Source organism: Haemophilus parainfluenzae (genome assembly GCF_900638025.1).
Classification (GTDB): domain Bacteria; phylum Pseudomonadota; class Gammaproteobacteria; order Enterobacterales; family Pasteurellaceae; genus Haemophilus_D; species Haemophilus_D parainfluenzae_J.
Genome location: NZ_LR134481.1, coordinates 146677 through 160138, shown reverse-complemented (window position 1 = coordinate 160138; position 13462 = coordinate 146677). Strand labels below are relative to the sequence as shown.

The window sequence follows — 13462 nt, the reverse complement described above, 5'->3', positions numbered from 1 at the left end:
ATTTATCTGCCTTTTTTATCTAATAAGCAGGGGGAGTATAATATGGAATGTTCTAAGATTAGACGTAAGGATAGGGCGATCACTGATTATCACCGTATGTTAGAAATTATGAAGCAGTGTGATATTTGCCGTTTAGGATTACAAGATGATGAAAGTGTTTATATTGTTCCATTAAATTTTGGTTTTAAGGCAGATAATGAAGAACTTACTCTTTATTTCCATGGATTTGTTAAAGGGAAAAAGATTGAACTGATTAAAAAGAATAAATTAGCTGGTTTTGAAATGGACCGAAAACATGAAATTGTAAAAGCAGAAATTGCCTGTGATTATTCTTTTTTATATCAGAGCATTATTGGAAAAGGGAATTTATTCATTATTGAAGATAAAGATGAGAAGATTGATGCTCTACAATATTTAATGGAACACTATACACAGAAAAATGATTGGCAGTTTAGTGAGAATGAGCTAAACAAAATTGTAGTTATTAAGATGAATGTGACTCAATGGTCATGTAAAGAGCACTAATTTTATTGCTGAGAGAAGTGCGGTCAAAAATAAGAAAAATTTTGACCGCACTTTATTTTTATCTGCTTTCACCTTGTAATCAAAGCCTTTTTTTGTCAATCCATTGAGTTAGTTTTCCAAGTTTGTTAAAATTTGCGGTACTTTTTGCAATAAGAATAAAACGTAAAAAGTGAGTTCGGAAGAAGGTAGCTGGAGAGTAGGGAATTGCCCCTACGCCGACGAGGTAAAATCTTTCAGGCGCAATCGCAAGATTGCAGGGACTGTTACTGGACGAACCCTTGGAGAGATCCATTGCATTTTATTGATGTAAATGGACGCCGAAGGCGCAAAAGAGCGGTCGATTTTTCGATTGTTTTCCAAACGCTCAGGCAAAAGGACAGGGGCAAAAGACAATCGGTATTATCAAAATATTTCTATCGGGATTCTTCTTGTCTCCTTGTCGAGTTTATTTGTATTTTAAACGACGAGGAATCATCAATGTCATTACAGACAACCTTATCTGCTATTAGCAGCTTTGTATGGGGACCGCCTCTACTCATTCTATTGTCCGGAACCGGACTTTATCTCACCCTGCGTTTAGGTTTCTTACAAATTCGTTATTTGCCGCGTGCATTGGGCTATTTATTTGCTCGTGGTGCGAATAAAGGCAAGGGAGATGTATCTTCTTTTGCCGCACTTTGTACGGCATTAGCAGCAACTATTGGTACAGGGAATATCGTTGGTGTAGCCACTGCGGTGCAAGCAGGTGGACCAGGTGCGATTTTTTGGATGTGGTTGGTTGCATTATTAGGCATGGCAACTAAATATGCTGAATGTTTACTTGCCGTGAAATATCGTGTTCGAGATAAATACGGTTTTATGGCCGGTGGACCAATGTATTACATTGAGCGTGGTCTTGGTATTAAATGGTTAGCCAAATTATTTGCGCTCTTTGGGGTATTAGTGGCCTTTTTCGGTATTGGTACCTTCCCTCAAATAAATGCCATTACGCATGCGATGCAAGACACATTCAATGTACCCGTTATTATTACGGCAACAGTGGTGACCGTATTGGTCGCTATGATTATTCTCGGTGGTGTAAGACGTATTGCGACAGCTTCTTCAGTGATTGTGCCTTTTATGGCAATCGGCTATGTGGCGACCTCAATTATCATCTTAATCGTTAATTACGACAAATTACCTGCTGCAATTTCATTAATTATTCAGAGTGCGTTTAATCCTCAGGCAGCTTTAGGTGGTGCAGTTGGCTTTACCGTGATGAAAGCCATTCAATCAGGTGTGGCGCGCGGTATTTTCTCAAATGAATCAGGTTTAGGGAGTGCGCCGATCGCAGCCGCAGCAGCGCAAACGAAAGAGCCCGTTCGCCAAGGTTTAATTTCGATGACGGGGACGTTTTTAGATACCATCATCGTATGTACGATGACAGGCTTAGTGCTTGTGATTACAGGAGCATGGAGTAACCCAGAGCTTTCAGGTGCAAGTGTGACTAACTATGCTTTTGCACAGGGATTAGGTACATCAATTGGTGCAACTATTGTAACCGTTGGTTTATTATTCTTTGCTTTCACCACAATTTTAGGTTGGTGTTACTACGGTGAGCGTTGTTTTCTTTATTTAGTTGGTATTCGTGGTATTAAATTGTATCGCTTCGTATTTATTGTTCTGGTTGGAGCGGGTTCATTCCTCACCTTAGATTTAATCTGGATTTTAGCGGATATCGTGAATGGTTTAATGGCCTTCCCGAACTTGATAGCATTAATTGGTTTGCGTAAAGAAATTATTTCAGAAACTAAGGATTACTTCGAACGTTTAAAAGCAACACAACATGATCAAGATGAGTTAGCCTAATTTATCTCATAAAAAGAAAAGGGAAGTCGAGTGCCTCCCTTTGTTGTTTACAGCTTTACATCATAACAAGTTTACACAGAAATGAAATTACATTTTTGCAGAAATTAGATCCCGATCATATTTTTGAACATTTGTTTTTTTATTTACCTAAAAGCACTTGAAAAAGTGGTTCAAGGTCGATATGTTGTTATTAAAGATGAACGGAACCGAAGGGTTCATTTAAGCAAAAGAGGTAAATGCTATGACACTCAATATCACAAGTAAACAAATGGATATCACCCCTGCAATTCGTGAACATGTGGAGGGAAGACTTGCAAAATTAGAGAAATGGCACACTCAACTGATTAGTCCGCACTTTGTTTTAAGTAAAGTACCAAACGGCTTTTCTGTAGAGGCTTCAATTGGAACCCCATTAGGTAATCTGCTTGCGACTGCAACCGCTGATGATATGTATAAAGCCATTAATGAAGTAGAAGAGAAATTGGAGCGTCAATTGAATAAACTTCAACATAAAGGTGAATCCCGTCGAGCAGAAGAACGTTTGAAAGATTCTTTTGAAAAATAAAGAATAGTAAGTAAATAAAAGGGCGAACATGATGTTCGCCCTTTCTTATTAAGGAAATAATGAATTAAAAACGAATTTCAACAGATGCTGCGAAATTACGCCCTGGTGCATAAAAACGCTCTAAACCTTTCCCTTCTTTATCAACAGAATCAGTCGTACTTATTTTGTTAATACCACGTAGGGTATCCCAAGTGTGATATTTGCGATTAAATAAGTTATAAAGTCCTGCTCGGAGTGTAATATTTTGATTGATTTTATAGAAACCATACAAATCAAATAATACTGCCGAATTATTAAGATAAGGGTAAGTTTTTACTTCTCTAACAAAGTTAGTTGAATATTGTACTATTTGGGCATCTTTAGCTTTTTTAGCACCAAGATAACTCGCTTTGACGTTAACTCCCCAGCGATCATTTGGATCTTCATAGCCAATTCCTAAAATTACTTTGATTGGTTGGATAGAAAGTAGGCTAGCCTCAGTACCACTTAGTTTCCCTTTTGCATAACCGAGATTTGCTGTAAATTTCCAACCTTGTGGAATTACAGAAATAATCTGATCTAAATTAACTTTACTCGTGAATTCAATACCAGAGATACGCGCTTGATCAATGTTTATAGCTTGTTGGGCAATCGTTGTGTAATAAGCTTGTTGACCATAACTTGCACTATAGGCATTGTAATACGGGTTACGTTTTTTATAAGTTGACTCTTGCTCAGTTAAGAAATTTTTATAATGTGTGTGATAAAAATTCAGCCCAAATGTACCTAATTGATACTCTGCTTGGATATAGATAGATTGATTTAATGCTTGTTCAGCTTTTAAATCAGGGTTTGGTCTCCAGTTACCAGCAGGATGTTCAAAAGAGAAGTACATTTCTGAAGCGGTTGGAATGCGAAAGCCAGTAGAAATGTTATAGCCGATCTTCCAAATATCATTAAGCTGAGCCTCTAATCCAAACGAGCCACTTAAACTTTGAAAGGTATTTGATGCGGGTTTACGGCTACAAGCTCGGCAAAAGGCTTTTAAATCTTGCGGTACTAATTCATCCCAGTCATAACGAATACCTAATTGACTAGAAAAAATATCATTCCACATGACATGATCTTGTAATTGAGCGAAAAATGAACGGGTTCTGACTGGATGTTGAATAGATTCACTATCTTTAGCACTACTACCATTGGCACCTACATTGGGATATTCATGATCATTGCGATTATCAAAATCTTTTTGTGAAATACCCGTTCTTAGCGTAAATTGATGACTACCGAAGCGACTTTCCCATGGCATGAAATCTGCTCGTAGAGAAGCTCGCATAAAACGGCTATTCATACTCGTGTCCTGGATTTCAATTAAATCTTTTCCTATGTATGCACTAAAATCAGAATTATAGCGATGTCCACCCTTATAATTTTTTGAGCCAATATTGGTTTTTTGAAAATCTAGTTCGGTCTTTAGGTAACTTAACCAGCGGCTATTTTCTGGAAAATATTCGTAAGCAACATTTGCATTATATCGTTTACTAATATCATCCGACTCCCGCCAAAGCCCTGCAAGTTGATAAGACTTTTCATCAACAAAATTATTTGCTTTTTGAGCGTTAAATGATGCACTTACACGTTGTGTCTGAGTAATAAAATAGCCAACTTTAGCTAAGTAGCTATGATTTTTATGATGGGATGGATCAGGAATACCTCGAGCATTACCTAAAATATCTTGTCCCTTTCCTCTACTTTTCATTTCATGCCCATTGCGGTAGGAATAGAGCAAAGTTGCATCAAATTTGTCATCTTTATAAGCCACACCTAAAGTGTGTGTCCATTCGCTATTTTTACTCGCATAACCGTTTTTAAGCAATACACCCCATTTTTTATTTGGTAGAATAATATCATCAGCACCCAACGTGCGGTAGTTTACAGAACCACCTAAAGAACCACTTCCCGCATTGAAAGAATCGGCACCACGCATAATATCAATACCTTGTACTAATTCAGGGTCAATACTTAATCGTGAGCTATTAAAGTTACCATAACGTGCATAAAGTGAGTTTTCTTCTGATTCGGGCAAATTAACGCCATCAATACTGATGCCCACTCGATTCCCTTCAACACCACGCATTGCAAAACCTTTATTACGACGGCCATTATCGCTAATACCGACATCAGTAGCATAACGTACTAAGTCATAGTTATCAGAAACAAGTTCTTCTTGGATGGCTTTACGTGTCTTTTTTATTTGATTTGCTTTGACTTCAGAGGCATTAGCATTAACAGTAATTGTATCTAATGTTGTTTGTTCTTCTGCGTAAGCTTGTAAAGTGAAGGCTACACAGAATGCACCTAAAGAAAGGAGAAATTTATGAGTCATATTTTTACCTGAAATTTTATCTAATTTAGTAGAATCCGGAGCGAAGTTTACAAAAGTTAAAGAAACCTTTCAATGGTATTGAAAATTATTTTTATTTCATTTAAATTGTGTGAAGTCATCATTTAGTCTAAAAAACAAGATAATAAGGATCTTTTTATGAACAAAATTAAACTTTCCATCATTGCGCTTTCATGTGTTATGGCATTAGGCGCTTGTTCTTCTAGCTCAAAAGGTGGTACAGATAATTCAGAGCAGCTTCGACAAGCTGAGACTGAATTAAATCAAAGAATCACGGAGGCGAATAAGAAAGCTGAAACTGCTACAAAAAAAGCCGAAGACTCTTTGAAAAAAGCAGAAGAGTCTGTGAAAAAAGCGGATGAGTCCGTGCAAAAAGCAGAGGAGTCTATAAAAAAAGCAGAAATAGCCATCAAGGTAGCTCAAAGCAATGGCAATCAAACTGAAGAAGAGAAAAAAGCAACTGAAGCCGCGATAAAAGCGGCTGAAGCAGAGAGAAAAGTAGCAGAGGAAGCCAAAAAAGTTGCAGAGGAAGCTAAAAAAGCTGCAGAGGAAAGATTAAAGCAACTAGAAAATCTAAAAGCTGATGAAAAGGCAAGAATTCCATTGAGTGATAAGATCTTTGGTGGCATTAATGGTGAGATGAAGGATGCTATTTCTGGGGGCGTTTTAGCCTCAGAAGGAAGCGATGTAAATCGTCCGTTAACTCGAGATATACGAGATCTGACAATAATTGATAAATCAGGTAAATTAGTTGACATTGATATCTTGAGAAGAGCCGGGGATATTGACCCATGGACTTATGAAGAATATAACGATTTATATAATCTTCGTAAAGAAGGACAAACTATTTTAAGTAATAGCAATTTTCAAGCTAGTGCATTTGGTACATATTTTGACAACTTAAGTGGTAATCAATATTTCTTTGCACAAGGCTTACCGACAGCTATAGCACAAATCCCAACAACAGGATTGGTGGAGTATAAAGGTGGTATAGCTTATCAAAAAGATGGAAGTAATAGTGAGCGTAGTGAAATGAAAGCTACAGCTGATTTTGCTAATAAAGTCATTGACATTAATATTACGGAAAAAGCTAATGCCGTACCAGGTATGAATTTTGGTGGTAAAATCACAGGTAATAGCTTTTCAGGTGAAGTAAATGGTATCAAAACCCAAGGTGGTTTCTTTGGTGAAAATGCCAAGGAAATGACAGGGTTATTTATTAATGAAGCAGATCAATCTCGTGGAGCATTCGGTGGCATTAAAGAATGATGTTATATGATTTTTAACCAATAATTAGCACAAGGCGAACATAATTGTTCGCCTTTTTTTAAATATTTTGAATTACAAATTGTAAAGCCTGACGTTGAAATTGCTGCTCTTTGCGGTGTTTTAGTCGTCTTAAACGTAAGTTGCGTGAGGCAGAGATATCTCTTGATGCTTTTTTCTTTAAGAAGGTTTTTCTTTTTAACATTTTTTTCTCCTTGTTTTCTTTCTATTCAATAAAAACGCTATTTTTTCTGACCGCACTTATTCTGTTGCGGTCGCTTGGTTTTCTTGAACACGATGATAATTCATAATACTGTTCATGTAACGGCGAATATTCTCGACATATTGGTAGGCTTCATAACCGCGAGCATAGCCATATTTTAAGTTAGAATAATGACGTTTTTCCGATAATAGTTGAAGATTATTTTTTACATCTAACCAGTTATCTGGGTTTCCTCCTAACTTTTTAGTTAGGCGTCGAGCATCTAGAATATGTCCTAAGCCCATATTGTATGCGGCTAAAGAATACCAAATTCGATCTTCTTCTGAAATACTATCAGGCATTTGATTGAGTAGCCAATGTAAATATTCCGAGCCCGCCTTTATACTTTGTTCGGCATCGGTACGGTTATTAATATTCATACGTGCAGCCGTATCTTTGGTTAGCATCATCATGCCCCGTACACCTGTAGGCGAGGTCGCATAAGGATCCCAATGCGATTCTTGGTAGGCTATAGCCGCTAATAATCGCCAGTCTAAATTCCCTTTGTATTTTTCAAAGAGCGGTTGATATTGGGGTAGAATTTTTTCTACGGCCTCTAAATAAGCCTGAGTATCCACATAATCAAAGGTGGTAATGTGACGGAAATATTTTTCCTCAATGCGATCAATTAATCCTGTTTCAATGGCATTATTCATAAAATCTAACAAGCCTGCTTGTAGCTCATTATAGGATTTATTGGAGAGATACCAATGCACGGTCATTTCATCTGTTAGGTCAAATGCAATCGCTAAGTTAGGGCGAATTTGTTGTGCCGCAGCCACATCAATACTATTGGCGATGGTGTAAGGAATTTTCCCTTCCGCCACTTGAATCAATAATTCCTCTTGAGTCAATTGCTTGTTATTCTGCCATTTGAGTGCAGGGTGTTTTTTCTGTGCTTGAGATAGTAATTTTTCTAAGTCTTCTCCCGCAGAAATAATAATTTCTTGCTGGACTTGAGCCAAATCTTTCGGGCGATTTTCCCCTTTTTTATACACAAGCTGCCAAGAGGCAGAAGTATAAGAGGGTCCTAACTGAAATTTTTCTGCACGTTGAGGCTGGAACAAAAGATTCGCAGCTGCAATATCAATATTGTTGTTCTCTAATTCGTTAAAAAGTTGATCGTTATTTTCTAAGGTTTTAATTTGTAAGCGAACCCCTAAGTAATCAGCAAAGTTTTTTGCTAATTCGTATTCCAAGCCAGATTCACCTTCATTCCCAATAAAATAGTAAATGGGATTGTTAATGGTGCCAACAATAAGGCTACCGCGGTTTTTGATCGCAGCATAAGGGTTTTGCTCTGACTGCATAATTTTTTGCCAAGGGAACACCATATCAATGGCCCAAAGTAATAATGCAAAAGCAGCAATAATACGTAGAAATAAACCTTTCAATAGATAAACCTTATAAATTGAGATAAGAGACGATTGTAACCAGAATTAAGATAATAAAAAAGCCCCTTTTACTTCAAGGGGCTGCTAAATAAGGATTAACGTTGGCGATCTCGGCGACTTCGTTCATTAAAAGTGCGGTCGTTTTTATCGTTAAATTTACGCTGACGACGTTCACCATTACGCTCACTACGGAAGCGATCTTGGCCACGCTCTCCGCGCTCATGACGTCGACCATCACGACGGCCTTTCCCACCAAAATCGTTACCACCACGTCCACTGTCTGATTGTGCCGCACCCATAAAGCTCATTTGCATTTGTTTGTTTAAAACGCGAGTTTTACCGAATTGTTGAAGTAATTCTTTCGGCAGGCCTTGTGGTAATTCAACAGTAGAGTAATCATCATAAAGTTTGATATGACCAATATAACGACTGTTAATATCACCTTCATTTGCGATAGCGCCTACGATATGACGCACTTCTACACCATCTGTACGACCTACTTCGATACGATATAAATCCATCGGTTGTGGGGTGCCATAGCCTTTACGCTCACCACGACGTTCAGCTGAACGTGGGTTTTCACGACGATCAGCGCGATCATTACGGTCACGACGACGCTTATCCATTGGTGGGTCAGGTGGAAGAATCAGTTTTTGTTTACCTTGAAGCAACATCAACATGGCTGCTGCAATATCTTCTTGATCCTGATCTGCCGTGAATAAATCTTCCAATAGGCTACGATACATTTCCAGATCGTGATGTTCCAATTGTTTGGTAATCTTGTCTTGGAATTTCTTACGACGACAGGCTTGCAACACTTCATGATTTGGCAATTCAACTTCATTGATTGGTTTTTTCATCAAGTGTTCGATGTTACGAAGTAAACGGCGTTCACGTGGTTCAACGAATAACAATGCACGACCAGAACGACCAGCACGACCAGTACGGCCGATACGGTGAACGTACGACTCTGCATCAAGTGGGATGTCATAGTTCACCACAAGACTGATTCGTTCAATATCGATACCGCGCGCAGCAACATCAGTTGCAACCACAATATCAAGGCTACCATTACGTAAGCGATCTAAGGTTTGTTCACGTAATTGTTGTGTCATATCACCGTTTAAAGCTGCAGCACGGAAACCGTGTTTTTCTAATAATTCAGTCACATCAAGTGTGCCTGTTTTAGTACGGGTAAAAATGATAGCCGCATCAAAATCTTCCACTTCTAAGAAGCGTAATAATGCATCATTTTTACGGAAACCTTGAACATACCAACAATTTTGCTCAATATCAGGCGCATTATCGTTATTTACTTTAATTTTCACTTCTTGCGGATTATTCATGAAGCGTTTTGTGATACGACGAATTGGCTCAGGCATGGTTGCAGAGAAAAGGGCAGTTTGGTGCTCTTCTGGTAATTCAGCCATAACGGTTTCTACATCATCAATAAAGCCCATACGAAGCATTTCATCTGCTTCATCAAGTACGATTGCTTTTAATTCAGATAGATCTAATGTGTTACGACGGATGTGATCCAAAATACGACCTGGTGTACCTACAACAACTTGTGCACCTTGTTTTAATGCACGTAATTGGATGTCATAGCGTTGACCACCATAAAGAGTCACAATATTGATACCTTTGGCATATTTCATGAAGTGTTCGCAAGCATCGGCAACTTGAATGGCAAGTTCACGTGTTGGTGCCATCACCAATAATTGTGGATGTTTTGCGGCGGGATCAATTTTAGCCAAAATAGGTAACGAGAATGCGGCAGTTTTACCACTACCGGTTTGTGCCATACCAAGTACATCTCTGCCTTCTAGAAGAGCAGGAATACAAGCTTGTTGGATTGGCGAAGGTGTTTCAAAACCAAGGTCAGAAACGGCTTTTAGAATGAATTCAGGCAAGCCTAAATCATTAAAAGTGATTTTGTCAGTCATTAAGATACTCGAATGTAAGTAAGGAAAGCTCAATTTAGCTTTCAAGTTCATTTGTTAAAAAGAAAGTGGAAGAGCTAAAAAACAACCGTTTTTGCGATCGCACTTCTTTTTTCTTTTTCGTCTTCTATTTGAACAGGTTTTAATTTCATTAGTTCAAATGCGGCAAAACGATACTCAACAAAGTTATAAACTTGATTTGCCATAGCTAGTTTAAATAGGGCTGCAGCCTCATCTACTAGCCCTATATTGAGTTTTTGTTTTGCTAGATAAAAATAGGTTTCGGTTAATATTTCTGCATATTGTTGCGAGTTTTCTGCAAATTTGGTTGCCCGCTCTTGCAAATTACTCACGGAAATATTACCTAAATAGTATTGAACGATATTTGTTCCCCAGAAGTCCTTAGATAGCCCTTTCGCTCGTTCAACAAGGTTGGCATGGGCTTCTTGTGGTTTTAATTTTTGTTCGTTCAAATAGAGCCAGAGTACGCGATAGGGATCTTTGGTATCGGCTTCATAAAACTTCATAAAATCGTCTTCAGCAAGATTATAGCGTTCGACGTAATAAAAATTTAAACCACGATTAAGGTGGGTATAGTCATAACTTGGATCCAATTCAAACACCGCATTAAAGGTTTCTAATGCACTGTCGTAATCTTCTTCAAGCAGTAAGTAAAGCCCTAAATAATTGTAAACAGAAGCCATCTTTGGCTGTAATGCAAGGGCTTGTGTAAAGTCATAACGTGCGAGGCCCCATAAACCGAGGGAGTCGTATAATACGCCACGTTCAAAGTGAAGCATCGCCCGTTCTTCATTACTCATTTTTCCAACTAATAAAACCTGCCCGATTCGGGTAATCATCACTTCTTGTTCGAAGTGCGTATTCGGGGTTTGATCCGCTAGCACAACTTTATTTGGTGCGACAAACACATTTCCCGATTGAACACAACCAGAAATAAATAAAATCACACTTAGGCTAGACAACGAAACTAGAAAACGGAATAACCGAAAATACTGCATTGTTTTATAAGTTAGTTTGATAATCAAGGCGGGTGTATAAACTAAATTCACACACCCTGTGAGATTATTCTTGTTCTTCTGAAATGTTTTCTGCTGGTGCAGATTCTACTTCAGTTTCTTGTTTTGGTGCAAGATCTTTCATGGTTAAGCGGATACGACCTTGGCGATCGATTTCAACCACTTTAACCGTCACTTCTTGACCTACTTGAAGATAATCACTCACTTTCTCTACGCGTTCTTCTGCGATTTGAGAAATATGAACTAAACCTTCTTTATTTCCTACGATAGCAACGAATGCACCGAAGTCAGCAAGACGTGTCACTTTACCTTTGTAAATTGCGCCCGCTTCAACTTCAGCAACAATTTCTTCGATACGTGCCATCACGTTTTTCGCTGCACTGCTATCTACCGCAGCGATTTTCACTGTACCATCATCATCGATATCGATAGAAGTACCAGTTTCTTCAGTTAATGCACGGATAGTTGCACCACCTTTACCGATAACATCTTTGATTTTCTTAGGATCAATTTTCATGGTGTGAATACGCGGTGCGTAGTCAGAAATATCTGCACGTGGTGCAGGGATTGCTTGTTCCATTACGCCAAGAATGTGCATACGCGCACCTTTTGCTTGGTTTAATGCAATTTGCATAATTTCAGGGGTGATACCTTCAATTTTGATGTCCATTTGAAGTGCAGTTACACCTTCACGTGTACCAGCCACTTTAAAGTCCATATCACCTAAGTGGTCTTCATCACCTAAGATATCTGAAAGCACCACGAATTTCTCTTCTTCTTTCACTAAGCCCATTGCGATACCTGCAACAGCGGCTTTGATTGGTACACCTGCATCCATTAATGCTAAAGACGCACCACATACAGAAGCCATAGAAGAAGAACCGTTAGATTCGGTGATTTCAGATACAACACGCACGACATACGGGAATTCTGCAAGGCTTGGCATAACCGCAGCGACACCGCGTTTTGCTAAACGACCGTGACCGATTTCACGACGTTTTGGTGAGCCAATCATACCGGTTTCACCTACAGAGTATGGAGGGAAGTTGTAGTGGAATAAGAAGTGATCTTGACGTTCACCTGTTAATTCATCAATGATTTGTGCATCACGTTCAGTACCTAATGTTGCAACGGCTAATGCTTGCGTTTCACCACGGGTAAAAATTGCAGAACCGTGAGTACGTGGTAATACACCAGTACAAATGTCTAATGCACGAATGGTATCAACAGTACGGCCATCAATACGTGGTTCACCGGCAATGATACGACCACGAACGATTTGGCTTTCAAGTGCGGTGAAAATATCCACGATTTTACCTTCGCTGATTTCTTCATCTTCAGCTGTGATTTGTGCAATCACATCCGCTTTAATCGCATCGATTTGTTCGTAACGTGCCTGTTTTTCAGTAATGCGGTATGCATCGCCTAAACGTGCTTCAGCAATCGCTTTTACTTTGTTGATTAAATCTGTGTTTGGTTGTGGCGCAACCCAATCCCAACGTGGTTTACCGGCTTCTTTCGCAAACTCTTTGATTGCTTCAACTACAACTTGTTGTTGTTGATGACCGAATACGACCGCCGCTAACATTTGTTCTTCAGTTAAAATGTCAGCTTCAGATTCAACCATTAATACAGCTTTGTCAGTACCTGCAACCACTAAGTCTAAACGGCTTTGTTTTTGTTCAGCCATAGTTGGGTTTAATACGAATTGGTTGTCGATAAAACCAACGCGCGCTGCACCGATAGGGCCGTTGAAAGGTACACCAGATAAGGTTAATGCTGCAGAAGCACCAATCATTGCTACTAAGTCTGGGCTGATTTGTGGGTTTACAGAAACCACAGTTGCCACAACTTGTATTTCGTTGAAGAAACCTTCTGGGAATAATGGGCGAATTGGACGGTCGATTAAACGTGCAATTAAGGTTTCGCCTTCAGATGGACGCCCTTCACGTTTGAAGAAACCACCAGGGATTTTACCTGCTGCATAAGTACGCTCTTGGTAGTTTACGGTTAATGGGAAGAAGTCTTGACCTTCTTTCACATCTTTTTTAGCAACAACAGTCACGAATACCGTGGTATCGTCCATGCTTGCCATAACCGCAGCCGTTGCTTGACGTGCAATTGCGCCGGTTTCTAGAGTAACGGTATGTTGACCGTATTTAAATTGTTTAACAATTGGATTCACAATGTTTTCCTTCAAAATAATATTTAAAACAAAGCTTTATTTTCCAGATTGCGA

General features: G+C 38.9%; 10 protein-coding genes and 1 riboswitch. Of the genes, 4 read left to right on the top strand and 6 right to left on the bottom strand.

Annotated elements, in window-relative coordinates:
• Window positions 1-42: 42 nt before the first annotated feature.
• From EL215_RS00800 to hpf, 3 genes are all read left to right on the top strand, one after another.
• Window positions 43-525 carry a pyridoxamine 5'-phosphate oxidase family protein gene (locus EL215_RS00800; RefSeq protein WP_126469561.1) on the top strand — a complete coding sequence of 161 codons (483 nt, stop codon included), beginning with the start codon at window positions 43-45 and terminating at the stop codon, window positions 523-525.
• 268 nt (window positions 526-793) lie between these two features.
• Window positions 794-915: riboswitch (glycine riboswitch) on the top strand.
• An 87-nt stretch (window positions 916-1002) separates the two neighbouring features.
• On the top strand, window positions 1003-2373 hold the full coding sequence (locus EL215_RS00795) for an alanine/glycine:cation symporter family protein (protein ID WP_126469559.1): 1371 nt from the start codon (window positions 1003-1005) through the stop codon (window positions 2371-2373).
• A 241-nt stretch (window positions 2374-2614) separates the two neighbouring features.
• Window positions 2615-2938, top strand: coding sequence for a ribosome hibernation-promoting factor, HPF/YfiA family (gene hpf / locus EL215_RS00790; protein ID WP_126469557.1), 324 nt, complete (start codon window positions 2615-2617; stop codon window positions 2936-2938).
• 64 nt (window positions 2939-3002) lie between these two features.
• Here the strand turns inward: hpf and EL215_RS00785 are convergent, their stop codons facing one another.
• Window positions 3003-5303: a TonB-dependent hemoglobin/transferrin/lactoferrin family receptor gene (locus EL215_RS00785; protein WP_126469555.1), complete on the bottom strand. Its 2301-nt coding sequence runs from the start codon at window positions 5301-5303 to the stop codon at window positions 3003-3005.
• Between the two features lie 156 nt (window positions 5304-5459).
• On the opposite strand from EL215_RS00785, the gene EL215_RS00780 reads away from it, so the two are divergent.
• Window positions 5460-6590 carry a transferrin-binding protein-like solute binding protein gene (locus EL215_RS00780; protein ID WP_126469553.1) on the top strand — a complete coding sequence of 377 codons (1131 nt, stop codon included), beginning with the start codon at window positions 5460-5462 and terminating at the stop codon, window positions 6588-6590.
• Window positions 6591-6648: 58 nt separating this feature from the next.
• On the opposite strand, the gene EL215_RS10245 is transcribed toward EL215_RS00780, so the two are convergent.
• The 5 genes from EL215_RS10245 to pnp all read right to left on the bottom strand — a co-directional run bounded on the left by EL215_RS10245 (window position 6649) and on the right by pnp (window position 13408).
• Window positions 6649-6792 (bottom strand): hypothetical protein, encoded by a 144-nt coding sequence (locus EL215_RS10245; RefSeq protein ID WP_164757043.1) that lies wholly within the window; start codon window positions 6790-6792, stop codon window positions 6649-6651.
• Between the two features lie 56 nt (window positions 6793-6848).
• A complete protein-coding gene (gene mltF, locus EL215_RS00775; RefSeq protein WP_126469551.1) occupies window positions 6849-8243 on the bottom strand; it encodes a membrane-bound lytic murein transglycosylase MltF in 1395 nt (464 codons plus the stop codon).
• Window positions 8244-8338: 95 nt separating this feature from the next.
• The gene (locus tag EL215_RS00770; protein WP_126469549.1) at window positions 8339-10189 is read right to left on the bottom strand and encodes a DEAD/DEAH box helicase; all 1851 of its coding nucleotides are present in this window, start codon (window positions 10187-10189) and stop codon (window positions 8339-8341) included.
• A 74-nt stretch (window positions 10190-10263) separates the two neighbouring features.
• The gene (nlpI, locus tag EL215_RS00765; protein WP_126471965.1) at window positions 10264-11205 is read right to left on the bottom strand and encodes a lipoprotein NlpI; all 942 of its coding nucleotides are present in this window, start codon (window positions 11203-11205) and stop codon (window positions 10264-10266) included.
• A gap of 64 nt (window positions 11206-11269) precedes the next feature.
• Complete coding sequence (gene pnp, locus EL215_RS00760) at window positions 11270-13408, bottom strand: polyribonucleotide nucleotidyltransferase (protein ID WP_126469547.1); 2139 nt, start codon at window positions 13406-13408, stop codon at window positions 11270-11272.
• Window positions 13409-13462: the final 54 nt, after the last annotated feature.